The organism is Microbispora sp. NBRC 16548 (assembly GCF_030268985.1).
In the GTDB taxonomy this organism is placed as follows: domain Bacteria; phylum Actinomycetota; class Actinomycetes; order Streptosporangiales; family Streptosporangiaceae; genus Microbispora; species Microbispora catharanthi.
Genome location: NZ_BSSF01000004.1, coordinates 198,790 through 224,485 on the forward strand (window position 1 = coordinate 198,790; position 25,696 = coordinate 224,485).

25 protein-coding genes are annotated in these 25,696 nt (G+C 71.6%); 11 read left to right on the forward strand and 14 right to left on the reverse strand.

Annotated elements, in window-relative coordinates; genetic code table 11:
* Positions 1–323: 323 nt before the first annotated feature.
* The 3 genes from QSK36_RS12105 to QSK36_RS12115 form a co-directional block, all read right to left on the reverse strand.
* Positions 324–674 (reverse strand): STAS domain-containing protein, encoded by a 351-nt coding sequence (locus QSK36_RS12105; RefSeq protein WP_183537813.1) that lies wholly within the window; start codon positions 672–674, stop codon positions 324–326.
* A gap of 200 nt (positions 675–874) precedes the next feature.
* Entirely contained in the window at positions 875–1,732 is an 858-nt protein-coding gene (locus QSK36_RS12110) for an SAM-dependent methyltransferase (RefSeq protein WP_285782454.1), read from the reverse strand.
* A 163-nt stretch (positions 1,733–1,895) separates the two neighbouring features.
* Positions 1,896–2,399 (reverse strand): VOC family protein, encoded by a 504-nt coding sequence (locus tag QSK36_RS12115; RefSeq protein WP_182897961.1) that lies wholly within the window; start codon positions 2,397–2,399, stop codon positions 1,896–1,898.
* Positions 2,400–2,596: 197 nt separating this feature from the next.
* On the opposite strand from QSK36_RS12115, the gene QSK36_RS12120 reads away from it, so the two are divergent.
* The gene (locus QSK36_RS12120) at positions 2,597–2,809 is read left to right on the forward strand and encodes a hypothetical protein (RefSeq protein WP_142561926.1); all 213 of its coding nucleotides are present in this window, start codon (positions 2,597–2,599) and stop codon (positions 2,807–2,809) included.
* Between the two features lie 103 nt (positions 2,810–2,912).
* Here the strand turns inward: QSK36_RS12120 and QSK36_RS12125 are convergent, their stop codons facing one another.
* Both QSK36_RS12125 and QSK36_RS12130 read right to left on the reverse strand, forming a co-directional pair.
* Positions 2,913–3,326, reverse strand: a complete 414-nt coding sequence (locus tag QSK36_RS12125) for a hypothetical protein (RefSeq protein ID WP_183537811.1) — start codon at positions 3,324–3,326, stop codon at positions 2,913–2,915.
* Positions 3,327–3,492: 166 nt separating this feature from the next.
* Positions 3,493–4,845, reverse strand: a complete 1,353-nt coding sequence (locus tag QSK36_RS12130) for an ROK family transcriptional regulator (protein ID WP_285782455.1) — start codon at positions 4,843–4,845, stop codon at positions 3,493–3,495.
* A gap of 201 nt (positions 4,846–5,046) precedes the next feature.
* Between QSK36_RS12130 and xylA the strand changes: the two genes are divergently transcribed.
* From xylA to QSK36_RS12150, 4 genes are all read left to right on the forward strand, one after another.
* Positions 5,047–6,192: a xylose isomerase gene (xylA, locus tag QSK36_RS12135; protein ID WP_183537809.1), complete on the forward strand. Its 1,146-nt coding sequence runs from the start codon at positions 5,047–5,049 to the stop codon at positions 6,190–6,192.
* A gap of 28 nt (positions 6,193–6,220) precedes the next feature.
* The gene (xylB, locus tag QSK36_RS12140) at positions 6,221–7,591 is read left to right on the forward strand and encodes a xylulokinase (protein ID WP_285782456.1); all 1,371 of its coding nucleotides are present in this window, start codon (positions 6,221–6,223) and stop codon (positions 7,589–7,591) included.
* Positions 7,592–7,740: 149 nt separating this feature from the next.
* Positions 7,741–8,394 carry a DUF998 domain-containing protein gene (locus QSK36_RS12145; RefSeq protein WP_285782457.1) on the forward strand — a complete coding sequence of 218 codons (654 nt, stop codon included), beginning with the start codon at positions 7,741–7,743 and terminating at the stop codon, positions 8,392–8,394.
* 227 nt (positions 8,395–8,621) lie between these two features.
* Positions 8,622–8,834 (forward strand): DUF4287 domain-containing protein, encoded by a 213-nt coding sequence (locus tag QSK36_RS12150; RefSeq protein WP_183537806.1) that lies wholly within the window; start codon positions 8,622–8,624, stop codon positions 8,832–8,834.
* Between the two features lie 111 nt (positions 8,835–8,945).
* Here QSK36_RS12150 and QSK36_RS12155 read toward each other — a convergent pair whose 3' ends face one another.
* Genes QSK36_RS12155 through QSK36_RS12170 form a run of 4 tightly spaced genes read right to left on the reverse strand, consistent with a single transcriptional unit; the run spans position 8,946 to position 12,921 of the window.
* Positions 8,946–9,521: a GTP-binding protein gene (locus QSK36_RS12155; protein ID WP_183537805.1), complete on the reverse strand. Its 576-nt coding sequence runs from the start codon at positions 9,519–9,521 to the stop codon at positions 8,946–8,948.
* Positions 9,502–9,867, reverse strand: coding sequence for a DUF742 domain-containing protein (locus tag QSK36_RS12160; RefSeq protein WP_183537804.1), 366 nt, complete (start codon positions 9,865–9,867; stop codon positions 9,502–9,504). Before QSK36_RS12160 ends, QSK36_RS12155 begins: the two co-directional genes overlap by 20 nt.
* A 13-nt stretch (positions 9,868–9,880) precedes the next feature.
* Entirely contained in the window at positions 9,881–10,288 is a 408-nt protein-coding gene (locus tag QSK36_RS12165) for a roadblock/LC7 domain-containing protein (protein ID WP_030507694.1), read from the reverse strand.
* The gene (locus QSK36_RS12170; protein ID WP_285782458.1) at positions 10,285–12,921 is read right to left on the reverse strand and encodes a nitrate- and nitrite sensing domain-containing protein; all 2,637 of its coding nucleotides are present in this window, start codon (positions 12,919–12,921) and stop codon (positions 10,285–10,287) included. Before QSK36_RS12170 ends, QSK36_RS12165 begins: the two co-directional genes overlap by 4 nt.
* Positions 12,922–13,107: 186 nt before the next feature.
* On the opposite strand from QSK36_RS12170, the gene QSK36_RS12175 reads away from it, so the two are divergent.
* The 5 genes from QSK36_RS12175 to QSK36_RS12195 all read left to right on the forward strand — a co-directional run bounded on the left by QSK36_RS12175 (position 13,108) and on the right by QSK36_RS12195 (position 18,020).
* Positions 13,108–13,920, forward strand: a complete 813-nt coding sequence (locus tag QSK36_RS12175; RefSeq protein ID WP_285782459.1) for an SDR family NAD(P)-dependent oxidoreductase — start codon at positions 13,108–13,110, stop codon at positions 13,918–13,920.
* Between the two features lie 160 nt (positions 13,921–14,080).
* Positions 14,081–14,860, forward strand: coding sequence for an SDR family NAD(P)-dependent oxidoreductase (locus QSK36_RS12180; RefSeq protein WP_285782460.1), 780 nt, complete (start codon positions 14,081–14,083; stop codon positions 14,858–14,860).
* Positions 14,861–15,038: 178 nt separating this feature from the next.
* A complete protein-coding gene (locus QSK36_RS12185) occupies positions 15,039–16,082 on the forward strand; it encodes an acyltransferase family protein (protein WP_285782461.1) in 1,044 nt (347 codons plus the stop codon).
* Positions 16,083–16,269: 187 nt separating this feature from the next.
* Positions 16,270–16,470 carry an NfeD C-terminal domain-containing protein gene (locus QSK36_RS12190; RefSeq protein ID WP_285782462.1) on the forward strand — a complete coding sequence of 67 codons (201 nt, stop codon included), beginning with the start codon at positions 16,270–16,272 and terminating at the stop codon, positions 16,468–16,470.
* Between the two features lie 41 nt (positions 16,471–16,511).
* The gene (locus tag QSK36_RS12195; protein WP_139573811.1) at positions 16,512–18,020 is read left to right on the forward strand and encodes an SPFH domain-containing protein; all 1,509 of its coding nucleotides are present in this window, start codon (positions 16,512–16,514) and stop codon (positions 18,018–18,020) included.
* A 21-nt stretch (positions 18,021–18,041) separates the two neighbouring features.
* Here the strand turns inward: QSK36_RS12195 and QSK36_RS12200 are convergent, their stop codons facing one another.
* Positions 18,042–19,040, reverse strand: coding sequence for an AraC family transcriptional regulator (locus tag QSK36_RS12200; protein ID WP_183537798.1), 999 nt, complete (start codon positions 19,038–19,040; stop codon positions 18,042–18,044).
* Positions 19,041–19,133: 93 nt separating this feature from the next.
* On the opposite strand from QSK36_RS12200, the gene QSK36_RS12205 reads away from it, so the two are divergent.
* Positions 19,134–20,936, forward strand: coding sequence for a zinc-binding dehydrogenase (locus tag QSK36_RS12205; RefSeq protein WP_285782463.1), 1,803 nt, complete (start codon positions 19,134–19,136; stop codon positions 20,934–20,936).
* A 14-nt stretch (positions 20,937–20,950) separates the two neighbouring features.
* Here QSK36_RS12205 and QSK36_RS12210 read toward each other — a convergent pair whose 3' ends face one another.
* The 4 genes from QSK36_RS12210 to QSK36_RS12225 form a co-directional block, all read right to left on the reverse strand.
* Positions 20,951–22,483 (reverse strand): MDR family MFS transporter, encoded by a 1,533-nt coding sequence (locus QSK36_RS12210; protein ID WP_285782464.1) that lies wholly within the window; start codon positions 22,481–22,483, stop codon positions 20,951–20,953.
* Positions 22,484–22,654: 171 nt separating this feature from the next.
* Positions 22,655–23,314 carry a response regulator transcription factor gene (locus QSK36_RS12215; RefSeq protein WP_139573813.1) on the reverse strand — a complete coding sequence of 220 codons (660 nt, stop codon included), beginning with the start codon at positions 23,312–23,314 and terminating at the stop codon, positions 22,655–22,657.
* Positions 23,302–24,576 carry a sensor histidine kinase gene (locus QSK36_RS12220; protein ID WP_285782465.1) on the reverse strand — a complete coding sequence of 425 codons (1,275 nt, stop codon included), beginning with the start codon at positions 24,574–24,576 and terminating at the stop codon, positions 23,302–23,304. The genes QSK36_RS12215 and QSK36_RS12220 overlap by 13 nt, the downstream gene beginning before the upstream one ends.
* Positions 24,577–24,650: 74 nt before the next feature.
* Positions 24,651–25,580, reverse strand: coding sequence for a CPBP family intramembrane glutamic endopeptidase (locus QSK36_RS12225; RefSeq protein WP_285782466.1), 930 nt, complete (start codon positions 25,578–25,580; stop codon positions 24,651–24,653).
* Positions 25,581–25,696: the final 116 nt, after the last annotated feature.

A 25,696-nucleotide genomic window follows, 5' to 3' on the forward strand; every position in this document is an offset into this window, starting at 1 on the left:
GGCGGATGGCCGCCTTCGGCGGCGGGCTGCCGGAGTGCCCAGAAACAACTCATCACCCCTCCTCGCGAGAGTCGGGGGGAACTCACGGATGGATTTCGCCTGAACCCGTACGAAGACTCAGGAGCTGGTCAGAACGGTCGTACGACCGTCCTCGGATACCTTTCCTCCATCCGGAGCACGAGAAACGCGGGAATGCGAGAAACGCCGGAGTGCGAGAGACACAGGGGGGTGCAAGAGACGCAGGGGGGTGTGAGAGACGCGGGGGTGCGAGAAAGGCGCCGCCCGCGATCGGCGCGGTGGGGGGTCCGCGCCGGGCCGCGAAGTCACCCGATGGTGAAGGCGGGCCAGTCGAGCAGGGTGAGCAGCTTGTGCAGGCCGGGCTTGACGTTGTGCAGCCGGATCGGCCGGCCCAGGGGGATGTCGGACAGCAGGGCCAGGGCGCGCAGGCCGTAGAGGTCGATGAACTGGAGCTCGGCGACGTCCACGGATCCTGTCCCCGGCCTCGTCCACTCCCTGTGCAAGGTGTCGGCGATGGCGTCGCCGTTGGTGAGGTCGATCTGCCCGATCAGTCGTACGGAGCCGTTCCCTGAGGTGCGTACGACCAGTTGCTTGTCGAGGTAGAGCAAGGTCTTCTTGTTCAGAGCCGATTCGAACGACCCATTGACGGTCATCATGTCGGTGCCGCCTTCCTGTAGAGGGGCAGCCACCTCCGAGCATCACCGTCGCTGCTCACCGATGTCAACCGAACGGCCATCCTGGTGGCCGTACGGCCGATCGCAGCTCCGTCGTCGCATGACCCGCTGCCTGCGACGACGCGCTCCCGGCCGTACGGTTGCGCAGTGACGCAACTCACGTTTATCGCAGGAAGAACATTTCAGGGTTTGCGCGCCACGCCGCCGACGAAGGTGTGGTAGGTGATGCCGCGCTCGACGAACCCGTCGGGCTCCGGCCGCCATTCGGCGAGCGGCACCAGGCCGGGTTCGAGGAGCGGCATGTCGCCGAAGAAGGCCAGGATCTCGTCGCGGGTGCGCCACCGGCCCGTGCCCAGGTTCTCGTTGAACAGCTTCTCGGCCGAGGTCGCCTGCGCCGACACCTCGGGCATGCCCGGCCCCGGGTTGTGGAAGTGGGACAGCGCCAGATAGCTGCCGGAGGGCAGGGCCTCGCGGAAGCGTGCGGCGATCCCCTGAGGGTCCTCGTGGTCGTTGACGTGATGCAGGATCGCGAACAGCAGCAGGGCCACCGGCTGGTCGAAGTCGATGAGCGCGCGGATCCGGGGGTGCGTCAGGATCGACTCCGGGTCGCGGATGTCGGCCTCGACGACCGTGGTGCTCCCGTTGGTGGCGAGCAGCGCCCGGCCGTGCACGAGCACGATGGGGTCGTTGTCGACGTAGACGACGCGAGCCCCCGGAGCGACCTCCTGGGCCACCTCGTGCACGTTGCCCTGCGTGGGCAGGCCCGAGCCGATGTCGAGGAACTGCCGGATGCCCGCCTCGGCCGCCAGGTGGCGGACGACGCGCCGGAGGAAGGCGCGGTTCGCCCGGCCCGCCGCGGGGGCGTCCGGCGCGATCCGCAGCGTCGCCTCGCCCACCTGCCGGTCGATGGCGAAGTTGTCCTTGCCGCCGAGGAAGAAGTCGTAGACACGGGCGATGCTCGGCTTGCTCGTGTCGATCCTGGTGTTCTCCCGGTCGTGCTCGGCCGGGGCGTCGCCCGCGTGCTGGTCGTTGTCGGCCATGACCCGTCCTGTCCCTCGCTGCACCGGTTCAGATCATGATCATGGTAAGGCCGCCGGGCGCCGTATGAAGGATGTTTGCGATAAGTGGCACGAACAGGTCGGTCAACGGATAAGACCGGCCGCGGTGGGCGGCCGCAGGAAGAGGCCGCCCACGAGCGCCGGATCAGACGCTGACGCCGACCCCGCCGCGCGTCTGCGCGCCGTACCGCTCCAGTTCCTTCGCGAGGTCGAGCGGCTTGATCTGGGCGCGCCCGTCGAGGATCTCGTCGGTGAGCAGATCGGCGGGCACCAGCCAGGAGACCTCGAACTCCAGCCCATCGGGATCCTTCGCGTAGAGGGCCTTGGTGGTGGAGTGATCGGACGCGCCGATCAGGGCGTTCATCTCCGTCAGCCTGGTCGCGATCCGGTGCAGCTCGGCGAGCGTGTCGACCTCCCAGGCGAGGTGGTAGAGGCCGACCGTCGCGCGCCCGGCGGACGACGGCCCCGCCTGCGCCCCGATCTGGAACAGCCCGAGGTCGTGGTCGTTCGAGGAGCCCTCGGCCTGCAGGAACGCCGCCCCGGGGAACGCCTGCACGACGCGGAACCCGAGGGCCTCCTGGTAGAAGGCCACACTGCGGGAGACGTCCCGCACGTACAGCACGGCGTGGTTGAGTCGCTGGACCGGCATGGCGCCCTCCTGAAAACTTGAACTCTCAAGTAATTGTACCTCGGTGGGTTTCCCGGAAACTGTCGGTGGCAGGTCGTACCGTGGCCACCGGGCAGCCGCCAGGGGTGGCGGCAGCCGCCCACCGGCGCACCGCACGACGCCGGAAGTGGGCGGTCCGGCGAGGGGTGCCGGCGACGGGGTCGGCAGAGGGGGACGTCATGATCGTGGACAGGGCGACGCGTGAGCACGAGGACAACCTGGTCCTGTTCCGGGCGGTGCACGAGGTCGCGGTCCGTCATGCCGGCGCGCCCTACCACCAGGTGATCTCGGCGCTGACCGCCGGCCTGCCCGGCACGCCCCGGCTGGCCGCCGACGAACTGCGGCGCATAGCCGAGGAGATCAGCCTCGGCCGCGACCCCTCCGGCCTGTGAGCCGCTGAGCGCCTGAGCGTGACCGTCCCAGCCTCTCGGGACGCACGCGGTGGAACCCGGAGCGGGTCCCCGCCGAAACGGTGGGGCGCGGACGGCGGAAGTGTCAGTTCCTCCAGTGGATCGGCATGTTCTGTCCCATGGCGCAGGTGGTGGGCTGTGATCCGCAGAAGGCGGCCTGCAGGTAGAGCGAGCGGGTCTTGGTGATCGGTTGCTGCGACTGTCCCATGACGAAGGTGGGGGAGACGGCCCCGTTGAGGCTCTGATTGAACCTGCCCTCGCCTGACCTGCTCTGGCTGCCGCTCGCTCGCCCTCCTCTGATCACCTGACCTCCGCTTCCACCGGGCCCGTGGACACGGAAGGCCGCGAGCCCCTCTCGTACGGGCGGCGGGGTGACACGCGCCGTCGCCGGCTGCGCGGCGCAGATCCCCGTCGCCGGGATCACGAGTGCGGCCAGGGCCAGCCGCCGGGCCGCGAGGACCACGGTGTCGATGGGGGGCCGCGTCCAGTAGCGGGACATACCGGTATACGCCTTCCTGCTGGACGACCGACGGTGAGCGTCGCCCGCCCGGTTCTGTGGAACGGCGGCCTCATACCCCGCCGGAGCAGGGCCGTGACCTGAGCTGGACAAGATCGGCGCAGGTCCTTACGGGTTCTTGGCGCCCGGCCGGGGCGCTCGCGTCGCGTCAGGTGTGCAGGAGGGCGGCGGGGTCGGCCATGACCTGCTCGATCACCTGGCCGGCCGCGCCGAGGGCGGCCGCCTCGGCACCGAGCCGTGACACGACAACGGGCGGCACGGCGCCGCGCATCTGACCGAGGCGGGCCTTCAGAGTGTCGGCGACCATGTGGCCGATCCAGGGGAAGAGCGGCGCGTAGATCCCGCCAAGGACGATCGCGTCGGGATCGACGAGGTTGACCGCCGACGACAGGGCCACGCCGAGCGCCCAGGCCGCCCGCTCACAGGCGGCGCGCGCGTTCTCGTCGCCCTCCCGGAGCCGGGACAGCATCCACGACACGCCCTGCTGCGCGGGCAGGAGCATCTCGGGTGGGGGCGTTTCGCGCGCGGCTCCGGCCGCTTCGGCCGGCCCCTCGTGTGCCGCTCCGGCCGATTCGGCCGCGTCCTCGTGCGGAATCCCGGCTGGCACGTTCCTGGACGCTCCGGCCGGGGGCGTATCGGCGGCGGGGCGGACCGAGGTGGCGGCGCGGACCGAGGTGGCGGCGCGGGCGGCGGTCAGGAGGGCGTCCTGGCCGGCGTACTGTTCGAGGCAGCCCCGCCCGCCGCAGCGGCACGGCGGTCCGGCGGGGGAGACGACGACGTGCCCGAGCTCCCCGGCGAAGCCGCGCGCGCCCCGGAAGAGCCGGCCGCGGACCACGAGGCCCGCACCGATGCCGATCTCCCCCGACACGTGCAGGAAGTCGGGCAGCCCCGACCCGAACCACAGCTCGCCGAGCGCGGCCAGGTTGGCCTCGTTCTCCACACGTACGGGGAAGGGGAACCGCAGAAGCGACGCCAGTGGCACGTCGCGCCAGCCGAGGTTCGGCGCGTTGTGGACGACCCCGCTGATCATGTCGACAGGGCCGGGCACGGCCAGCACGCCGCCGACCACCCGCAGGCCCTTCTCCACAGCTTCGTCCACAACCGCGGAGGCCAAATCCCCAAGTCGCGCGATCACATCCACAGGAGGCGCGGCCCGATTGTCCACAGCCTGTGTACGGCGCAGCCGCACCGTCCGGGCGAGGTCGACCACGCACACCGCGAGGTAGTCGACGTTGATCTCCAGCCCGAGGGCGGCGACGCGCTGCCCGCTGATCCGGATCTCGACCCCCGGCCTGCCGCGCTCGCCGTCCCGGACCGCGCCGGTCTCCACGACGAGCCCGCCCTCGATGAGGTCGCCGACGAGCTTGGACACGGTCGTCTTGGTCAGGCCGGTCATCTCGGCGAGGGCGGCCCGGGTCACCGATCCCCGGGCGCCGACCGCGCCGAGGACGAGCGCCAGGTTCCGCGCGCGCATCGCGTCATGCCGCAGGGCCTGCGTCATCGCACCCTCCGCGCGAGTCCCGCCTCACGCCGAACGGCCCGCGTCATCCGCACCTCCACGCGCCAGCCGCGTCACTCCGTACGGGCTGCGTCATCACATCCTCCACTGCCGGGCGTTGAGAATACGGACACGCCCTCTTGACCCTGCGCCTCATCACGTCGGATATTTAGTCCACAACGTAGACTAATTCGGAGGCGATTCATGTACACCCCCACTCCCGAGGACCGTTTCACGTTCGGGCTGTGGACCGTCGGCTGGCAGGCGCGCGACCCGTTCGGCGACGCCACCCGGGCCCCGCTGGACCCGGTCGAGAGCGTTCACCGCCTGGCTGAGCTCGGCGCGTACGGTGTGACCTTCCACGACGACGACCTCCTCGCGGTGGAGCAGGACCGCACCAAGGCCATCGAGAGCTTCAAGAAGGCGCTCAGCGAGACCGGCATGAAGGTGCCGATGGCCACGACCAACCTGTTCACCCACCCGATCTTCAAGGACGGCGGTTTCACCAGCAACGACCGCGACGTCCGGCGGTACGCCCTGCGCAAGGTCATCCGCAACATCGACCTCGCCGCCGAGCTCGGGGCCAAGACGTACGTGTGCTGGGGCGGCCGTGAGGGCGCCGAGTCCGACGCCGCCAAGGACGTGCGGGTCGCGCTCGACCGCTACAAGGAGGGCTTCGACCTCCTGTGCCAGTACGTGATCGACAAGGGCTACGACATCCGGTTCGCCGTCGAGCCCAAGCCGAACGAGCCGCGCGGCGACATCCTGCTGCCGACGATCGGCCACGCCCTGGCCTTCATCAACTCGCTGGAGCACCCGGAGATGGTGGGCCTCAACCCCGAGGTCGGCCACGAGCAGATGGCCGGGATGAACTTCGTGCACGGCATCGCCCAGGCGCTGTGGCACGGCAAGCTGTTCCACCTCGACCTCAACGGCCAGCACGGCCCGAAGTACGACCAGGACCTCGTCTTCGGCCACGGCGACGTGAAGAGCGCGTTCTTCCTCGTCGACCTGCTGGAGAACGGCGGCTACGACGGCCCGCGCCACTTCGACTACAAGCCGCTGCGCACCGAGGACAAGGACGACGTCTGGGAGTCGGCGGCCGCCAACATGCGGACCTACCTCATCCTCAAGGAGAAGTCGAAGGCCTTCCGCGCCGACCCCGAGGTGCAGGAGGCGCTGGCCGCCAGCAAGCTCACCGAGCTGGCCCAGCCGACCCTGGCCGAGGGCGAGACCTACGACGACGTGCTGGCCGAGTCGATCGACGTGGACGAGGTGGCCGCCCGCGGCTTCCACTTCACCCGGCTCAACCAGCTCGCGCTGGAGCACCTCCTCGGCGTGCGCGGCTGACCGGTACGACGAGAGCGAAGGGACGACTGTGACGCTGGTCGCGGGGGTCGACTCGTCGACCCAGAGCTGCAAGGTCGTCATCCGGGACGCGGAGAGCGGGGCCCTCGTGCGTGAGGGCCGCGCCTCCCACCCCGACGGCACCGAGGTCCATCCCGAGCACTGGTGGACCGCGCTGCAGAGCGCGATCGAGCAGGCCGGAGGGCTGGCGGACGTCGCGGCGGTGAGCGTGGCGGCCCAGCAGCACGGCATGGTCTGCCTCGACGAGGACGGCGAGGTGGTCCGGCCCGCCCTGCTGTGGAACGACACCCGCTCGGCCGGGGCGGCGGCCGACCTGGTCGCCGAGCTGGGCGGCCCGAAGGCGTGGGCCGAGGCCGTCGGGAGCGTCCCGGTGGCCTCCTTCACGGTGACCAAGCTCCGCTGGCTCGCCCGCAACGAGCCGGACAACGCCCGCCGTACGCGCTCGGTGTGCCTGCCGCACGACTGGCTCACCTGGCGGCTCGCCGGCCGGCCCGATGTGATCACGACCGACCGGGGCGACGCCTCCGGCACCGGTTACTGGTCGCCCGCCACCGGTGACTACCGGACGGACCTGCTCGAACTGGCCATGGGCCGGGTGCCGGGCCTGCCCCGCGTCCTCGGCCCGGCCGAGCAGGCGGGAACGGCCGAGCAGGGCGGCGCGCTGCTCGCCCCCGGCACCGGCGACAACATGGCGGCGTCGCTCGGCGTCGGCATGCGGCCCGGCGACGTGGTGGTGTCCATCGGCACCTCGGGTACGGCGTTCGCCGTCTCCGAGGCGCCGTCCGCCGACCCCTCCGGGGCGGTCGCCGGCTTCGCCGACGCCACCGGGTGCTACCTGCCGCTGGTCGCCACGCTGAACGCGGCACGGGTGCTCGACGCCGCCGCCCGGATGCTCGGGGTCGGCCCCCAGGGGCTGAGCGACCTCGCCCTGCGGGCGCCGGCGGGCGCGGACGGGCTGGTGCTGGTGCCCTACCTGGAGGGGGAGCGCACCCCGAACCGTCCCGACGCCACGGGGTCGCTGCACGGCCTCAGGCTCGCCACGTCCACCCCTGAGCACCTGGCCAGGGCCGCGGTCGAGGGCATGCTCTGCGGCCTCGCCGACGCGCTGGACGCTCTCGGGGTCGAGCCGCAGCGGGTGCTGCTCATCGGCGGCGGCGCGCGCTCGGAGGCGGTGCGCCGCATCGCGCCGACCGTCTTCGGGCGCCCGGTGCTCGTGCCCACCCCCGGGGAGTACGTCGCGGACGGCGCGGCCAAGCAGGCCGCCTGGCTGCTGTCGGGGGAGCCGGAACCGCCGCTGTGGGACACGGGCGCCACCGAGCGCTACGAGGCCGATCCCACCCCCGGCCTGCGCGAGCGCTACCACGAGGCCGCGCAGGAGTGACGTCCCGGGTGGGGCCCGCGGGCCGCGTCCCCGAAGGACCGCGCCCGGAAAGTCTGGGCCCCACCCTGAGACGACCCTGACCCCTTCTCGGGGGGATCTACGCGTTGTCCCGGATGTTAGGAACGGGCTGTACGCGGGATCCTCACCATATGGTCAAGAGGTTCTATCCCCTGCTCGCCGGTGGCGGCATCCTGCTCGCGGTCGTCACCGTGGTGGCGGCGCAGGTGAGCGGGGATTCCTCCCTGGACCCCGTCTCCATGACGATCAGCCAGTACGCCGCCCGCGACGGGGGCGGCGCCATCGAGACGGCCATGGCCGTCCTCGGCCTGGCCTCGCTCGCGCTGCTGGCCGGGATGCGCGCGCTCGACGCGCCGGTGCACGGCTGGCCCGCCCGCCTGATCGGCCTCTGGAGCGTCTCGCTCATCGGCGCGGCCGTGGTCCCGTCGGGCGCGGTTTGGCAGGGGGAGCTGCACGGTGTCCTGTCGGCGGCGGCCTTCGTGAGCGTGCCCGCCGCCGCCATCCAGTTGGTGGGCCGCCTGGGACAGGACGAGCGGTGGAAGGCCACCGCCCGGCCGCTGGAGTGGCTGACGCTCGCCTCCGGTCTCGGCCTGGCGGCCATCACGTACGTCGCGCTGCCCGGCCACGGCGTCATGATCGGCCTGGTGGAACGGCTGCTGCTGACCGCGGAGGTGGCCGTCCTCGGAGTGCTCGCCGTGCGGCTCGCGCAGCTCACGTGGGGGCCGTCGCTCAGGGAGCGGATCGGCGGCCGGCGCACCGCGCGCGACTTCCTGGTCCACCGCTGAGCCATGTTCACCGCCGGCCGGACGGGGCGGCACTCAGGATCGTGCGGGCGCGGGGGCGCCGCACGGCCCGGGTGTGCGTCATCGGCCGCCGGGCCGCCCGAGTTCGAGGGGGCAGGCGGCCACGCTCGCGGCGTCGGGCACGGGGACGACGTATGCCTTCCGTGCTCCTGTGAGGCACACTGTCGCCCGCGACAACTGACAACGAACGAGGATGAACGGGACACCATATGACCGAAGCCGCAAAGGGCCCCGCCAGCTACTTCCCCTCCATCGAGAAGAAGTACGGCCGGCCGATCGCCGAGTGGAAGGAGCTCATCCGCCGCTCGCCGCTGACCAAGCACATGGAACTCGTCTCCTGGCTCAAGGCGGAGTACGGGCTGGGACACGGTCACGCGAACGCCCTCGTCGCGCACACTCTGGCCGAGGACGGCGTCAAGTAGCGGACGCATCCGCGTGGCCGGGGCCGAGCCGGGCCCCGGCCACATCGGTCGATCAGAACTGCACCGATCAGAACAAGCCGATCAGAACCAAGCCGGTCAGCGCTGGGCCGGTCAGCGCTGGGCGGCCGTCAGCATCTTGAGCGCGTGCTCCACGAGCGTGACGAGCACGACCTTGGCCGAGGCGCGGCGCCGTACGTCGCAGAGCAGGACGGGGACCTCCGGGTCGAGGTCGAGGGCGATCCGCACGTCGTCGGGCTCGTGCCGGTCGGCGCCCTCGAAGCAGTTGACCGCGACGATGAACGGCGTGCCGCGCTGCTCGAAGTAGTCGATCGACGGAAAGCAGTCGGTCAGCCTGCGGGTGTCGGCCAGCACGACGGCCCCGAGCGCGCCGTAGGACAGCTCGTCCCACATGAACCAGAAGCGCTCCTGTCCGGGGGTGCCGAACAGGTAGACCACGAGCCCTTCCCTGATGGTGATGCGGCCGAAGTCCATGGCCACCGTCGTGGTCGTCTTGCCTTCCACGCCGTCGGTGTCATCGACGCCGACGCTGCGATCGGACAGCACCTCCTCGGTGCGCAGGGGGCGAATCTCGCTGATCGCGCCGACCAGCGTGGTCTTGCCGACGCCGAAGCCGCCGGCCACCAATATCTTGAGGGCGACCGGCTCCTCAGAGGGCGCGAAGGCCATTGATCACTTCCTTGAGAATGCGCTCGCTTGGCAGCGGCGCCACCTTGCCCGGAGCCCGTACGCCGACGAGCCCGAGGTCGTGCAGATCCCCGATCAGGACGCGGACCACGCCCAGCGGCAGGTCGATGTCGGACGCGATGTCCGCCACCGACGCGCCGCGGCGCGCGATCTCGAGGATCCGCCGCTGCTCGGGGCCAATGCCAGGGACGTCCCTCGGTGAGCCCGTGGTCGTCACCATGGTGATCAGGTCGAGCTTGGCCCCGGAGTGCCGCGCCCGGCCCCCCGTCAGCGCGTAGGGCCGGACCAACGGCCCGGCCTCCTCGTCCATCCACTGGGGTCCCGTCATGTGGCCGCCCATCTCATGGGGAGATCCGCCGCGGGTTGGTGGAGATGTGCTGGCCCACCCGCTTGACCAGCATCGCCATCTCGTACGCGATGTGCCCGACATCGGCGTCGGAGGCGGCCAGGACGGCGAGGCAGGTGCCCTGGCCGGCGGCCGTGACGAACAGGAACGCGGCCTCCATCTCCACGATGGTCTGCCTGACCTCGCCCCCGCCGAAGTGCCGCCCCGCGCCCCGCGCCAGGCTCTGGAACCCGGCCGCGACCGCGGACAGGTGCTCCGCGTCCTCTCGGCTCAGCCCCTGGGAGGCCCCAACGACGAGGCCGTCGGTGGAGAGGATCACCGCCTGGCGGACGGCGGCGACCCTGCTGATGAGATCGTCGAGCAGCCAGTTCAGTTCGCCGGTCGACGTCGCTTTGCCGGTCATTCGTCACCCTTCTCGCCATGCATGTTGTGTACGTGGTCGCCGGGTGCGGCCCCACCCGGCTGATCGGAGTCCTCCCGGCCCCGCAGCGCGCCGCGCTGGAAGGCGCTGAACATCGCCCTGGCCTCCTCCGGCGACCGCTCCTCCACGGTCGGGGCGGACAGCGGCGGCGTCTGCGGCGCCGTCTCCTGGGACTGGGCGCGAAGCTGCGGGGCGATGTTGGCCTGGCGAACCCTGCGCGGCAGGCCGGCGTGGGTTCCGTTCGCGACCGGGCCCCTGGCCCGCTGTTTGCTCGTCCGCTGCGCCAGGCCGTTCGGCGACACCCCCGCGGTGGCGGTCGCCGGCTCGGAGGACGGCGGCACGGGCGGCGCAAGGGACGGCGAAGCGGAGGGTGCGGCGGACGGGGAAGCGGAGGGTGCGGCGGACGGGCGCGGGTTCTCGAAGCCGGAGCCGAGGGACCGCGAGGAGAGGTCGTCGCGCGCGGCGGAGGGCACGGCCTCGGTCCGCTGGGCGGCCGGCGTGAAGAACGGGGACGGCTCTGACGCGCCCGTACGCTCCTCCTGGTCCTCCGTCTCCCAGGGGAACTCCCCGGGAACGCCCTCCGGGACGCCGCCCGGAACGTCGCCGGGCACGTCCCTCGCGAGCTCCCCGGCGAGCGTGCGGACCTCCCGGAGCTCACCGGCGGGGGCGGGGCCGCCCAGTCCGAGATCGGCCTGGAGCGTGTCGCTGAGTGAGATGTCGGTGTCGTTGCCGCCGGCGGCCAGCGCGGGCTTCGCGTGGGCGCCGCGGGGAGCCGGGCCCGCGAGCGCCGCGGGCGAGCCTTCCTCCATCATCAGGGTCCGGGGGATGAGCACGATCGCGGTCGTCCCGCCGTACGGCGAGCCCCGCAGGACAACCCCGATCTCGTGCCGGGCGGCGAGCTGGCCGACGACGAAGAGCCCGAGCCTGTCGCTGTCCGCCAGGTCGAACTCCGGCGGGTCGGCCAGCCGCGCGTTGATCTCGTCGTACTCCTCGGGCGTCAGGCCGAGACCGCGGTCCTCGATCTCTACCGCGAGCCCGTTGGCGACGACCTCCCCGCGCACCGCCACCTTCGTCTGCGGAGGCGAGAAGACCGTGGCGTTCTCCAGCAGCTCGGCGATCAGGTGCACCACGTCGGCCACGGTCGCGCCGACGATGGCGGCGTTCGGCATCGGGGCCATCGAGACGCGGGTGTAGTCCTCGACCTCGGAGATCGCCGCGCGGACCACGTCGATGAGCGGCACCGGCTTGCGCCACGAGCGTCCGGGCGCGGAGCCGGACAGGATGATCAGGCTCTCCGCGTGGCGGCGCATGCGGGTGGTCAGGTGGTCGAGCCGGAAGAGGTCCTCCAGGCCCTCCGGGTCCTCGGCGCGGCGCTGCATCGTGTCGAGCAGCGTGAGCTGGCGGTGCAGCAGGGTCTGCTTGCGGCGGGCCAGGTTGAGGAAGACCTGGCTGACGCCGCGGCGGAGGGCGGCCTGGCCGACGGCGGCCTCCACGGCCGTGCGCTGGACGGAGCTGAACGCGTGCGCGACGTCCTCGACCTCGTTGGAGCCCGTCGCCTTGATCGGGGGCGCCTCGGCCTCGACGTTTACGTCCTCGCCCCGCCGTAGCTTCTCGACCACCTGCGGCAGCCGTACGTCGGCGAGTTCGAGCGCGGCGTCGCGCAGGCCGGCGAGGTCGCGGGCGAGACGGCGGCCGAACCGGACGGAGAAGACGATCGTGGCGATGATCACCACGAGGCCGAGCCCGCCGGCGACCAGGATGCGGAGCATGATCCCGGTGGCGACCGATGTGGCGGAGACGCTCAGCGCGTCCGAGGCCTTCACCCGGGCCGAGTCGAGCCGGAGGATCAGCTGGTCGATGGTCGGCGACCACTTCTCGGCGTCCGCGGGGAGCGGGCCGCCGGAGCGCACCTGGTTGACGATCTGGTTCTCCAGGGCGGTGAACCGGTCGAACAGCGGCGAGGTGAGCACCTGCTCGTACGGCGCCCGCATCTCACCGCTGAGGACGGGCCGGTTCTTGCCGTACAGGAACCGCCGGGTGGCGACCCACTCGCTGAAGGCGTTCTGCTCGTCGGCCGTCATCGTGCCGCTGGCGAGCGCCCCGCGCACGAGGGCGTCCTCACGAGTGATCATCTCGTGCGCGTTGCCCATCCCCTGCATGGCGCTGGCCTGCTGGAAGGTGGCCAGGTCGGGCACCGAGACGAGCCGCTCGTAGAGCGCGAACAGGTCGTCCATGATCGCGTTGTACGCGGTGATCGCGGTCAGCCTGTCGGACCTGGCGAGCGAGACGCCCTCCCGGATCGAGGGCAGGCGTTCGAGGGAGGACAGCAGGGACTCCAGGGGCGCCACGAGTTCGTCGCTCATGACGTCGCGGGTCGCCTCGTCGTCGGCGGCCTTCTTGAACTTGTCCGCGGCCGCGGTGGTCTTGGCCTGCTGGGCGGTGAGCCCGGCGGACGTCGTCTGCCCGCTGCTGAGGACGCCGGCGGTCAGCGCGCGTTCGACCTGGATCTGGGTGCCCAGGTCGGTGGAGGCCACTCCGATGGTGTCGTACAGCGTCTTGGAACGCAGGAGGACGAGACCGTCTCCGACCGTGAGTTTTAGGGCAAACCCCCACATAGCGCTCAACATGAGCAGTGGTAGGAGCAGCAACAAGAAGATCTTGAACCGAATCGACCGGTTTCTTGAACCCATAGCCACTCCTGCATTGCTGGAGGCTCGCGACGCATTTATGGGGAAATGCACCTCCGGAAGATCGCACAGAAGGCTAGCACCGATACAGTTCTGGCGCAGTGGGAGGAACTGATGATTACAGTGATCACTGGGGCTGGTGCCGGAATCGGTGCAGCTTCTGCCCTTGATCTCGCCCGGCGAGGTCACCAAATCGTGCTCGTCGGACGTACCCCGGAGAAGCTGCGCGCGGTCGCGGACCGTGCGGAGCAGGCCGGTGGCAGCCGTCCGGACACGCTCCTCGCCGACTTCTCCTCCCTCGATCAGGTGCGCCGGCTGGCGGCGGAGTTGCTGGCGCGGTACGAGCGCATCGACGTGCTGATCAACAACGCCGGCGTGATGACGCCCGACCGCCGGACCACCGTGGACGGCAACGAGTCGATGATGCAGGTCAACCACCTGGCGCCGTTCCTGCTGACGAACCTGCTCCTCGACCGGCTCACGGCGTCGTCCGCCCGGGTCGTCACCACCTCGTCCCGCGCCGGGAAGACGGGCCGCCTCGACCCCGCCGACCTGTCCAGGGAGCGGCGGCGCTGGAACGGCTGGCTGCAGTACGGCGACTCCAAGCAGGCCAACGCGCTGTTCACCGTGTCGCTCGCCGAGCGCGGCCTGGCCGCCACGTGCCTCCATCCCGGGGTGCTCAAGACCTCGTTTGCCGAGGGCACGTTCTTCATGAAGCTGGTGTGGCTCCTCCCCGGCATGGGCGAGCCGCCGGAGGCCGGGGCCGAGCGCATCGTCCACCTCGCCACCCACCCGGACGGCGTCGATCACCCGGGCCGGTATTTCGTCAAGAACGCTCCCGTGCAGGTGCCGGAGAGGATGTCGGACCCCGCCCTCGCCGCCGCCCTGTGGGACGCGAGCCTCACCGCCACCGGTCTGTCCGCCTGAAGGAGCGCCGGCCTGGTATCACCAGTCCCAGGAAGACGGGTCGTCTGGCTGCTCACCCGGTCGCTTCCGCACCCTGGAGTCACGGATGCGGAACACGACCCGGCTCGATGAGAGCCGCGCTCCGGCCGCCGAGGCCGGGCGAGGAAAGGGAACAGCAGCGATGAGCACGCTCGCACTCGTCACCGGCGCCACCTCGGGAATCGGCAGGGCCTTCGCCGAGCGCCTGGCCGCCGGCGGTCACGACCTGGTGATCGTGGGCCGGCGGAAGGAGCGCCTGGAGGAGTTCGCGGCCTCGCACCCCGAGGTCGGGGTGCGGACCGTGGCCGCCGACCTGTCGACCGACGAGGGCATCGACACGGTCGCCGAGATCTGCGCGGCCGAGCCGCTGACCATGCTCGTGAACAACGCCGGTGTGTCCCACTACATGCCGCTCGCCGAGCTCCCCGCCGGCAAGGCCCGGGAACTCGTGCACGTGAAGGTCGTCGCCCCGACGATGCTCACTCGGGCCGCCGTCGCGGGCATGCGGGAGCGAGGCGAGGGCACGATCGTCAACGTGGCCGGGATGATCGCCTTCAGCGGCCCCGCGCTGCACTCCCAGATGCCCCGCAGGGCCGTCTACGCCGGAACCCTGGCCCACCTCGTCGCGATGTCCCAGACCCTGAGCGCGGAGCTCGAAGGCACCGGAGTCACCGTGCAGGTGCTGTGCCCCGGTGTGGTGGCCACGGAGTTCCATGAGCGCCAGGGCCTCGACCTGAGCGCCGTGCCCCGCATGAGCGCCGACGACGTCGTCACGGCCGGCCTGCGCGGCCTGGAGCTGGGCGAGACCGTCTGCGCCCCGGGCGTCGAGGACGCCGGACTCCTGGACGCGGTCTTCCGGGCCGAACTCGCCGCCTTCGGAGGCCAGAGCCCCGAGCTCGCCACGCGCTATCGGACCGTCTGATCCGCCCGGCCTCCACGGCCGGAAAGGCGTGGGCGAACGGGGCGCGGGGGCATCGGCGGTCGCCCGGGTACGCCGCGGGACAGACGGCGACGGCAGGGCGGGGGGGCGGGAAGAGTTCGGGCACTGTTCGCCCGCGGTTGCGCCGGTGCTCACGGACGGCTGACTAGGGTCCGGCCGCATGACCGTGACCGCTCCCGCCCGCCCGTCCGGCAGGGCCGCCGCCCGCGACCCGCTGCTGGACAACGCCAAGTTCCTGGCCATCGTGCTCGTCGTTTCCGGGCATCTCGTCGAGGACCTGCGGGACGTCCCCGCGGCACATGCGCTCTACTTCTTCGTCTACCTCTTCCACATGCCGCTCTTCATCGTCGTCAGTGGCTATTTGTCCCGTAATTTCACGTTTTCTCCGGGTAAGGCGCGCAAGCTCATCAGTGGTCTGGCGGTGCCGTACGTCATCTTCGAGGTGGCCTATTCGCTGCCCCGCTTCTTCCTGTACGGCAAGCTCGAAATCAGCCTGCTCGACCCGTACTACCTGACCTGGTTCCTGATGTCGCTGTTCCTGTGGCGGCTGTCCACGCCGGTCTGGCAGCAGTTGCGCCATCCCCTGGTGATCGCCGTCGGGCTGTGCCTGCTGTCGGGCACCAGCGCCCTGCCGGACGAGTTGTCGATGAACCGCACGTTCGGCCTGCTGCCGTTCTACGTGCTCGGCCTCATGCTCACGCCCGAGCACCTCGACCGCCTGCGCGGGCGCCGGGCGAGGATCGCGGGCGGGGCCGTCCTGGCGGCGGCGCTCGCCGCGGCGTTCGCCGTGCACACGATCGTGCCGACGGAGTGGATCCGCTGGCGCCACTCCAACCACCAGATCGGCGTGGACGACCTGACCGGCACGCTGATCCGGCTCGCCATGCTGGCGGCCGGCGCCCTGCTGGTGGCGGCTTTCCTCGCGATCACTCCGAGCCGCCGCACCTGGTTCACCGGGCTGGGCGCCGCCACGATGTACGCCTACCTGCTGCACGGGTTCGCCGTGAAGGTCGCCGAGCGCTTCCACGACGTCCTCGTCAACCCGCTCGGCGTGACCGCCATGGTGGTCCTCGGAGCCGTCCTCGCGGCCCTGCTCTGCACGTCCCCGGTGCGCCGGGCGTTCCGGTGGGCGGTGGAGCCCGACGTCTCCTGGGCCTTCACCAGACTCCGCCGGCCCGCGAAGAAGGAGCCCGCCGCGACGTGACCGGAACGACGTGACCGGAACTTCGCGCGTGATCCCACCGTTCTGAACAGTGATGGTGCAGAGTAGGGCGAATCGCGCGGTCGACGGGGCTGGGTACGGAAGACGGCTCTGTCACGGCAGGGTTATACGGGGTAACCTGCGCATTCGCGGTGCAGCCAGGAGCGGTGAAAACGACGGGGTGACGCGGGTGGTCGGCAGACAGGGCAGGGTCACGGGCAGGATCGGCCCGGGCCTTGTCGGCGAGGTGATGGTGCCCATCCGCGGGGGTGTCGAGGCGTTCTACGCCTATCCGAGCATTCCGGACGAGGAGATCCTGGTGGGGTCCATCGTCGTCGTCGTTGAGTATTCGCCCCCGCGCACCGTCTACGTCGCTCGCGCGGTCGTCTGACTCGCTCCCTCCTCCCTTCCCCCCACTACGCGGAGGCTCCCATGTCACCGGAGATCCTGGTCGTGGTCGGTGTGGCCGTCGTCGCCGTCATCGTCCTCATCCTCCTGTTCAAGGCCATCTGGAGGGTGGCCGAGCCCAACGAGGCGCTGATCATCTCGGGTCTCGGCGCCCACACGAAGAACGAGCTGGCCGACAGCCTCGGCTTCAAGATCGTGACCGGCAAGGGCACCGCCGTGCTGCCCGGCTTCCAGACCGCCCGGCGGCTGCGGCTCGACAGCCGGGCCACGAACCTGCAGGTCAACTGCGTGACCCAGCAGGGCATCCCGGTCCAGGTGCGCGGCGTGATCATCTACAAGGTGGGCGACGACTTCACCAGCATCGCGAACGCCGCCCGGCGCTTCCTCGACCAGCAGGACTCGATGAACGGCGCCATCCACGAGCTGTTCACCGGCCACCTGCGCTCGATCATCGGCAACCTGACCGTCGAGGACCTCATCCTCAACCGCGAGCGGCTCACCAGTGAGACTCGCAGCTCCGCGGCCGACGAGATGAGCAAGCTCGGCCTGGTGGTCGACTCGCTGCAGATCCAGGAGATCGAGGACGAGACCGGCTACATCACGAACCTGGGCAAGCCGCACGCCGCGAAGATCGCCGCGGCGGCCCGCATCGCCGAGGCGCAGCGCGACCAGGAGGCCACCGAGGCCGAGCAGGTCGCGGCCGCCAAGAAGGCCTCCGCCATCCGCGAGTCGCAGATCCAGCAGGCCGGCTACCAGGCGGAGGTGGACCAGGCGGCGGCCAAGGCCCGGCAGGCCGGCCCGCTGTCGGAGGCCACCGCGCGCCAGGAGGTCGTCGTCCAGGAGACCAGGGCCGCGGAGCTGGAGGCCCAGCTCGCCGAGCAGCGGCTGCAGTCGCAGGTTCGCAAGCCCGCCGACGCCAAGGCGTATGAGACCGTCACGCTGTCCCAGGCCGAGCGTGACGCGCGCATCGCCCAGGCCGAGGCGGAGGCCAGGGAGACCGAGCTGCGCGCCACCGCTCAGGCGTCCCAGGTCAAGCAGGCGGCCGCGGCCGACGCCGAGTCGGTGCGGGTGCGCGGCGAGGCCGCCGCGGCGGCGACCAAGGCGACGGGTCTGGGCGAGGCGGAGGCCGCCAAGGCGCGGGGTCTCGCGGAGGCCGAGGCGGCCAAGGCCAAGGGTCTGGCCGAGGCTGAGGCGGCCAAGGCCAAGGGTCTGGCCGAGGCCGAGGCGATCAGGGCCCGTTCCGAGGCGCTGCGGGAGAACCAGGAGGCCGTCATCGCCCAGCAGCTCGCCGAGAACTGGCCGCAGATCGTGGAGGCCGGCTCCAAGGCGTTCGGCAACGTCGACCACATGGTGGTGCTCAACGGCGCCCAGGGCATCGAGGAGATGCTGGCGAAGGCGCTCACGCTGGGCGGCACCGGCCTCGGCCTGGCCCGCTCCCTGCTGGCCGGCGGCACCCCCGCGGCGGCCAAGGACGGCGCGAGCGTCAACGGCGCCGAGCCCCCCACGAAGAACGCCATCGACGCCGCCTCCTGACGGCCCGCGCGTTCGTCCCCGTCATCCCGACGGGGACGAGCGCCGGCGGTAGCGGCCGGGGGCGGTGCCGTAGACGCGTTTGAAGGCGGCGCCGAAGGCGTACTCCGAGCTGTAGCCGACACGGGCGGCGATCTCGGCCAGCCCGGCGTCGGAATCTCGCAGCAGTCGCGCCGCCGTGGTCATGCGCCACCAGGTCAGGTACGCCAGCGGCGGTTGGCCGACCAAGGCGGTGAAGCGGGCGGCGAAGGCGGCACGGGACATGCCGGCCTCCCGGCCCAGAGACTCGACCGTCCACGGCCGGGCCGGGTCCTGGTGAACGGCGTGCAGGGCCGTGCTGACCGCCGGATCGGCCAGCGCGGCCGCCCAACCGGTGGCCGCGCCCCGGGCGAGTTGCGCGTCGAACCAGGCCCGCAGGATGTAGAGCAGGAGCATGTCCAGCAGCGCGGGGACGACGGCGTCCGTGCCCTGGCGGGGATCGGCGATCTCACGGCCGAGGATGGCGACGACCGCACCCAGTTCGGCCTTCGCGTCCGCGGCGGCCTCCGTTCCGTCTCCGGTCGTCGAGGTGGCGCGAGTCGGGATATGGATGAGGCCGGGCAGGTCGTGCAGCAGCGGGTGCGCACGCCGAGGGTCGAGGCGGTATCCGCCGCACAAGGTCACCGTGGTCGCCTCGCCGACGTCCGGAGTGTCCGGTCCCACCGAGTCGCTCACGAACAACGCCAGGTCCTCGGCCGCCGGGTCGCAGGCGGTGACGGCGAGGGGTGTGGCGGGCGAGTCGGCCAGGCCGTACGGGTGACCCTGCGAGAAGAAGACGACGTCTCCGGCGGACAGCGGGACCGGCGCGGCGCCGGCGTCGTCCTCCTGCGGGATGAGCCAGCACGAGCCCCGCAGGATCACCTGGAAACCCGCCGCCCCCGGTACCGCCGGGAACCGCTGTCCCCAGGCGCCGCGCCACTGGACGCGTGCCGCGTTCGGCCGCCCGGTGCGCATGACGGCGATGACATCGCTGAGCACGTCCATGCCGATCACCCTACGGCGGATCAGACGATCGCGTATTAAATCCGGACTTCATGACATTGGGCGTCCTGGATAGGCCACCCTACGGTGGCACGCATGACACACAAGATCCTGGTCACGGGGGCCACCGGGACCGTCGGGCGCGCGGTCGTGGCCGAGCTGACGGCCCCGCCGCGCGGCCGTTCCCGGGCGGTCGCCGAGGCTCCCCACCACGCCCCCGACACCCGCGCCGACGCCCCTCCCGAGGTGCTGGCGCTGGTTCGTGACCCGGTCGCCGCCGTGCTGCCCCCGGGCGTCGAGCCTGTACGCGGCGACCTCACCGAACCCGGCTCGTTCGCCGACACCGTCGAGGGGATCACGGCCGCGTTCCTGGTCTGGCCGTTCGGCACCGCGGACGGGCTCGCCGCGGTCCTCGACGTGGTGGCCCGGCACGCCCGCCGCATTGTGTACCTGTCCTCTGCCGCCCGCCGCCCCGGCGAGCGCGAGGCCGAGGAACTGATCAGGCGCACCGGCCGGGAATGGGTGTTCCTCCGCCCCCACGCCTTCGCGGCCGGCACGCTGCGCTGGGCCGCCGACGCCCGGTTCCGTGCGGACGGCGTGGTCAGCGAACCCTATGGCGGTGCGGCCATGCCGCTGATCCACGAGCGGGACATCGCCGAGGTCGCCGCCCTCGCGCTCACGGGCCGCAGCCCCGCCGGGGTCGCGCACGAGCTGACCGGGCCGGAGACGCTGACCCAGGCCGAGCAGGCACGTGTCATCGGCGAGGCCATCGGCCGCCCGATCCGCTGGGAGGAACTGCCGCCCTCCGAGGGACGGAAGCGAATGATCGCCGGAGGACTGCCGCCGGAGATCGCGGACGCGATACTGCGGGCGCGGGCCGAGCTGGTGGGCCGTCCGCGGCCGGTGACGCCCCGCGCCGGCGCGCGCGACTTCCGCAGCTGGGCGGACCAGCATGCGCACCGTTTCCGCGCCACGATGCGGGCCGCCCGCGTTCACGAGTACGGCGACGCGTCCGTGATCCGCCAGGAGGAGATCCCGATCCCCGCCCCGGGCCGGGGCGAGGTGCTGATCAAGGTGGCGGGCACCTCGTTCAACCCGTCCGAGGTTGGGCTGCGCTCGGGGCTGTTGCGGACGGTGGTGCCGGAGATGGCAGACCTGCCGCTGCCGTACACGCTTGGGTGGGACGTCTCCGGCACTGTTGTGGAGACCGGAGCCGGGGTGTCCTGGCCGCGCCCGGGGGACAGGGTCATGGGCCTGCTGGAGGGCGGTGCGGCGGCGGAGTACGCCGTCGCGCCCGCGCGGCTGCTGGCCCCGGCGCCGAGGGCCGTCCCGCTCGCCGACGCCGCCGCGATCCCCGTGGCAGGGCTGACGGCGTGGCAGACGGTGTACGAGCACGGCCGGATCGCTCCCGGGCGGCGCGTGCTGGTCAACGGTGCGGGCGGCGGGGTGGGGATGTTCGCCGTGCAGTTCGCCAGAAGGGCGGGAGCGACGGTGATCGCCACAGCCGGGAACGCGTCCAGCGCCGCAGCGGTCCGGGCCTGCGGAGCCGACGAGGTGGTGGACTACCGGACGGATCCGCTGCCCGGGGACCTTGACGTGCTGCTCAACCTCGTCCCGTTCGCGCCCGGCGCCGGGGCGGACCTGGCCCGGCTGGTACGCCCAGGCGGCCACCTCGTCTCGATCACCGCGCCGGTGCAGCCGCCCCCGGGCTCGCGCGTCACCGCCACGCGGTTCGTCACCCGCAACGACGTCGGCCAACTGGCCGAGATGGCCGCCCTGGTGGACGCGGAGGAGATCGTCGTGGACGTCGCCGAGCGACGTCCACTGGCGGACCTGGCGGCCGTACACCGGATGGCCGAAGCCGGCCGAACCCGGGGCAAGATCGTCATCGTGCTCTGATCCACAGCGGGTGGTCAGTCGAAGGTCAGCTCGGTCGTACGGCGGGGCATGAGCAGCAGCGCGGCGACGCTGAGCACGGCCACGACGACGAGCGCGACGAAGATGTGGTGGACCGCGTCGTACAGCGCGCCCCGGACGAAGGACGCGGTGGCCGAATGGGCCGCCGCGCCCTGGGCCTTCAGCACCAGGCTGGTGGCGTCGAGGCTGTCCGGCAGCCGTCCCGCGACGTCGGCGGGCGGGTGGGCGAAGCGGTCCGACAGCGTCGCGTTGGAGATGGCGCCGAGCACCGCGGCACCGACGGTGCTGCCGATCGAGCGGCAGAACATGTTGGTCGCGGTGACCACGCCGCGGCGTTCCCAGCCGACGACCGACTGCACGGCGACCATCGTGGGGCTGGCCGACAGCCCGAGGCCGACGCCGACGACGAAACAGGCGGCCGCGACCTGCCAGATCATCGCGTTCTGCCCGAGCAGCGCGCTCAGCACGGTGCCGGCCACCACCACGACGATGCCGATCAGCGCGGTGTCGCGGAACCCGATGCGCATGTAGAAACGGCCGGAGAACGTCGCGGCGAGGGGCCAGCCGACGGTGAGCGCGGCCAGGGCGAAGCCCGCCACCAAAGCGCCGGTGCCCAGCACGCCCTGCGCGTACGTCGGGACGTACGAGGTGAGCCCGATAGTGAGGGCGCCGATGCCGAGGGAGGTCAGGTTGCCGCCGGTCAGCGTGCGGCGGCGGAACACCCACAGAGGCAGCACCGGCTCGGCCGCGCGGCGCTCCACGAGCACGAAGGCGGCGATCAGAAGGAGGCCCGCCGCGAAGATCAGCAGGCTGGGCGCCGAGTTCCAGTCCCAGGCGACGCCGCCCTCCAGGAGGCCGAGGATGAGCAGCGACGAGCCGCCGGTGAGCAGCACGGCGCCCGTGTAGTCGATCCGGTGGGAGCCCCGCTGCACCTGCTCCTTGAAGCGCCGGGCCAGCATCCAGGCGGCCACCGCGCCGAGCGGCAGGTTGATGAAGAAGATCCAGCGCCAGGAGACGTACTCGGAGAACACGCCGCCGAGCGTCGGGCCGACCACCGCGGAGATGCCCCACACGCTGGCGAGGTAGCCCTGGACGCGGGCCCGCTCCTCGACCGTGTACAGGTCGCCGGCCATCGTCATGCTGATCGGCTGCACCGCCCCGGCCCCGATGCCCTGGATCGCGCGGAAGGCGATCAGCGCGGGCATGCTCCAGGCCACCCCGCACAGCACCGACCCGAGCAGGAACGCCCCGATGCCGAAGAACATCACCGGCTTGCGCCCGAACACGTCGGCGAGCTTGCCGTAGATGGGCACGGTCACGGCCTGCGTGAGCAGGTAGATCGAGAACAGCCAGGGAAACTGGGAGAACCCGCCGAGGTCGGTGACGACGGACGGCACCGCGGTGGCGATGATCGTGCTGTCCAGCGCCACCAGAGCGGTGCAGAGCATGATGGCGGCGAGCACGGGACCGCGCTCCGACCGTAGCCCGATGCCTTTCGATGCCGTCGTCGTGGTCGACTTCGTGGTCACGTGAGAGGCTCCCCTGTCCGGCATGCACGTACGCGGGACCCGCCCGCCCGAAGGCGGGAGGGTCCCGGAACAGGGCAACCGTCGCAAACCGCCCGGCATTCCTTTCCTGCCGTGGGGAGGCAGGATCACGGACCGGTGGGCGAACTCCGCGACCGCCCGTCTTCCACGGCGTCAGCCGCGGCGCTGGGTCTCCTCCAGGTAGCGCAGGACGGCCGTGACCCTCCGGTCCGCCCGGTCGGTCGGCGCCAGGTCGAGTTTGGCGAAGATGCTGCGGATGTGCTTGTGCACGGCGCCTTCGCTGATGAACAGCCGCTCGGAGACGGCGGTGTTGCCCAGCCCCTCGGCCATCAGGGCGAGCACGTCGCGTTCCCGGGCGGTCAGCCGCTCCAGCCCGCTGTCGGAGCGGGTGCGGGTGAGCAGCTGTGCGACGACCTCGGGGTCGATGGCCGTTCCTCCGGCGGCCACCCGGTGCAGGGCGTCGAGGAACTCGCCGACGCGGCCGACTCTCTCCTTGAGCAGATATCCGAGCCGATCGGTTCCGGCGGCGAGCAGCTCGGTGGCGAACGCCTGCTCGACGTAGGCGGACAGCACGAGCACCGCCAGACCGGGCTGACGGCGCCTGGCCTCCACGGCCGCGGCGATGCCCTCGGTGGTGTGGGTCGGAGGCATCCGGACGTCGACGATGGCCACATCGGGCCGATGGGCGTCGACGGCCGTCAGGAAGGTGTCCGGGGAGTCGGTCGTGGCCACCACGTCCAGGGACTCCGCGCGCAGCAGCAGCGCGACCCCTTCACGCAGCAGCGGGTCGTCCTCGGCTATCACGATCCGCACGGCAACTCCACGTCGAGAGTGGTCGGCCCACCAGGTGGGCTGGTCAGGGTGAGACGCCCGTCGTGCGCCTCGATCCGGCTACGCATGCCGGTGAGCCCGGAGCCGTGCCGTTCGTCCGCGCCGCCGACGCCGTCATCCTCGATCCGCAGGGACAACAGGCCGCCCTCACGCCGTACGGTCACCGTGGCGTTCCTGGCCCGGCTGTGCCTGGAGATGTTGGTGAGCGCCTCGGCGCTCACGAAGTAGGCGGTGGCCTCGATGGAGGCGGCGCACCTGCCGAGCGCGTCGACGTCGACCCGGCAGGGCACCCCGCAGTTCGCCGCGAGCCCGGCGAGCGCGTCGGCGAGCCCCCGGTCGGCCAGCACGGGCGGCAGGATGCTGCGGACGACCGTCCGGAGCTCGGCCAGTGCCTGCTCGGCGGTCTCCTGGGCGCGTTCGAGCATGTCCTCCGCGCCCGGCCGGTTCTGGGTCAGCGCGCGGCGGGCCGCGCCGAGCAGCACGGTGACGGCGACCAGCCGGTTCTGCGCCCCGTCGTGCAGTGAGCGTTCGATCCGCCGCAACTCCGCGGCGTGGGCGTCCAGCGCCGCCGCGCGGGTGGCCGACAACTGTGCGACGCGCAGGGACAGGTCCATGTCCGCGGTGGGCGCCAGGAGCCGGCGTCCCGGCCACGCCTGCAACCGGGCCATTCCCGTCCCGAGGACCAGGAAGCAGACGGCCAGCCCCACGCCGAGGAGCGCGACCGCCCAGGCGTCGGCGTCGTCGTGCACGTCCCAGAACACCAGGGTCGGGGCGGGGTCCTCCACGGGCAGCGCCCGCCACCACAGCGGGTACGTGATGTCCTGCACGGCGTCCACCACCAGGGTCACCGCCGCCAGGCCGAGGAACAGGCCCAGCGTGCTGTGCACGAGGAGCCAGTACAGCTCCCGCCGGAGGGCCGGATCGGCGAGAGCGGCGCGTACGCCGGCCGGCGCGGGCCCCAGACCGACGATCTCCGGCCCCCAGCGGGACAACCGGCCGCGCTCCCGCTCGGCCACGGACCGTACGACACGCGGCACGGTGGGTACCAGGAGCAGGCCCAGGCCGATCACACTGGTGAGCCCGACCAGGACGAGCCACAACAGACCGGCGAACGCCAGCAGCGCGGTGCCGAGACCGCCGACGAGGTGTTCGAGGGCGTCGAAGACGCCACGGGCGCGCGCGGCGACACCCCTCCGGCCGCCTCGCCGGGTGCCGGCCGGCTTCCGCTGGCGCGCCGCCATCATGCACCCCCTCGGGCCAACGATCTTAGGGTCATTTCGCGGCATATGTGCCTTGCCCCGTCTTCCGGCGCGGTGGTTCAGCGCTGCGGGGTGAGCTCCGGCGCGGGTTCCTCGGCCGGACGGTAGCCGAGGCGGCCGCGGGTCGCGACGAGCACCAGGACCGCCGCCGTGGTGGCCGCGAGCAGGGTGACATGGCTCGCGTGCTCGGGGGTGTCGATCGACGGGAACATGTCCGAGTAGACGATCGACATGAAGTTGTTGACGCTGACGTGCAGCAGCATGATCAGCGGCAGGCTCTGGCCGGTCCGGTTGAAGACCCAGGTGACGACCACGCTGAAGACGGTGGCGAAGGCGATGAACTCGCCGACCCTCATCCAGGTGACGTCCGGCCACCCGCCCCACTGGCTCAGGAACAGCGGCAGGTGCCAGACGCCCCACAGCGGGCCGAGGATGACGGTGGCTCCCAGCGGGCCGAACTTGCGCTGCATGCGGGGCAGGGCGAAGTCACGCCAGCCGGGCTCTTCGGCCAGACCGGTGGTGACCATCTGGAGCAGCAGGCCGGGCACGTAGGCGACCAGCGCGGCGACGGGCGGCATGTGGATGTCTTCGCCGGAGAGCGCGAGACCGGTGACGATGATGACGGCGGGGACGCCGAGGGCGGTCGCAAGGTACGAGGCCCAGCCGACCCGCCACTTGGTCATCCGCCCGACCCATCGACGGACGCCTTCCTTGCCGTCCGCGACCCTGGTCACGATGTACGCGGCGAAGATAGGACCGAGGTAGGCGCCGGGGAGAACGCCGGCGAACTGGGTCGTACCGAGCAGCGAGGGGAAATCGAAGTCCCAGACCCCCAGGCCGTTGTTCGAGAGGACGTAGGGTAACCAGGCCGCCCAGCTCATGAGGTTGGCCAGGGCGAAGAAACCGATCAGCGGACGGCGGCGGATGAAGCTCCGGATCCCGGTCTCGCTCGTGTGGTGCCCGGCCTCCGGCCGGCTGTCGACTGCCATTTCACTCTCTCCTGTGGGAGCGCTCGACTGACAGTGATCAGCACACCAGCCGCGGGCCCTCCCGGTCGCTCCCGCGTGCTGCCCAATGGAGGTACAGCCAGGGGTACCAAGCGGAG

Coding starts and splice junctions, on each gene's coding strand:
- QSK36_RS12105 (WP_183537813.1), bottom strand. CDS start 674: ATGATGACCGTCAATGGGTCGTTCGAATCGGCTCTGAACAAGAAGACC.
- QSK36_RS12155 (WP_183537805.1), bottom strand. CDS start 9,521: ATGGCCTTCGCGCCCTCTGAGGAGCCGGTCGCCCTCAAGATATTGGTG.
- QSK36_RS12185 (WP_285782461.1), top strand. CDS start 15,039: ATGACCGTGACCGCTCCCGCCCGCCCGTCCGGCAGGGCCGCCGCCCGC.
- QSK36_RS12175 (WP_285782459.1), top strand. CDS start 13,108: ATGATTACAGTGATCACTGGGGCTGGTGCCGGAATCGGTGCAGCTTCT.
- QSK36_RS12110 (WP_285782454.1), bottom strand. CDS start 1,732: ATGGCCGACAACGACCAGCACGCGGGCGACGCCCCGGCCGAGCACGAC.
- xylA (WP_183537809.1), top strand. CDS start 5,047: ATGTACACCCCCACTCCCGAGGACCGTTTCACGTTCGGGCTGTGGACC.
- QSK36_RS12150 (WP_183537806.1), top strand. CDS start 8,622: ATGACCGAAGCCGCAAAGGGCCCCGCCAGCTACTTCCCCTCCATCGAG.
- QSK36_RS12130 (WP_285782455.1), bottom strand. CDS start 4,845: ATGACGCAGGCCCTGCGGCATGACGCGATGCGCGCGCGGAACCTGGCG.
- QSK36_RS12200 (WP_183537798.1), bottom strand. CDS start 19,040: ATGGACGTGCTCAGCGATGTCATCGCCGTCATGCGCACCGGGCGGCCG.
- QSK36_RS12205 (WP_285782463.1), top strand. CDS start 19,134: ATGACACACAAGATCCTGGTCACGGGGGCCACCGGGACCGTCGGGCGC.
- QSK36_RS12195 (WP_139573811.1), top strand. CDS start 16,512: ATGTCACCGGAGATCCTGGTCGTGGTCGGTGTGGCCGTCGTCGCCGTC.
- QSK36_RS12115 (WP_182897961.1), bottom strand. CDS start 2,399: ATGCCGGTCCAGCGACTCAACCACGCCGTGCTGTACGTGCGGGACGTC.
- QSK36_RS12220 (WP_285782465.1), bottom strand. CDS start 24,576: ATGATGGCGGCGCGCCAGCGGAAGCCGGCCGGCACCCGGCGAGGCGGC.
- QSK36_RS12165 (WP_030507694.1), bottom strand. CDS start 10,288: ATGACCGGCAAAGCGACGTCGACCGGCGAACTGAACTGGCTGCTCGAC.
- QSK36_RS12180 (WP_285782460.1), top strand. CDS start 14,081: ATGAGCACGCTCGCACTCGTCACCGGCGCCACCTCGGGAATCGGCAGG.
- QSK36_RS12225 (WP_285782466.1), bottom strand. CDS start 25,580: ATGGCAGTCGACAGCCGGCCGGAGGCCGGGCACCACACGAGCGAGACC.
- QSK36_RS12120 (WP_142561926.1), top strand. CDS start 2,597: ATGATCGTGGACAGGGCGACGCGTGAGCACGAGGACAACCTGGTCCTG.
- QSK36_RS12170 (WP_285782458.1), bottom strand. CDS start 12,921: ATGTGGGGGTTTGCCCTAAAACTCACGGTCGGAGACGGTCTCGTCCTC.
- QSK36_RS12145 (WP_285782457.1), top strand. CDS start 7,741: ATGGTCAAGAGGTTCTATCCCCTGCTCGCCGGTGGCGGCATCCTGCTC.
- QSK36_RS12125 (WP_183537811.1), bottom strand. CDS start 3,326: ATGTCCCGCTACTGGACGCGGCCCCCCATCGACACCGTGGTCCTCGCG.
- QSK36_RS12160 (WP_183537804.1), bottom strand. CDS start 9,867: ATGACGGGACCCCAGTGGATGGACGAGGAGGCCGGGCCGTTGGTCCGG.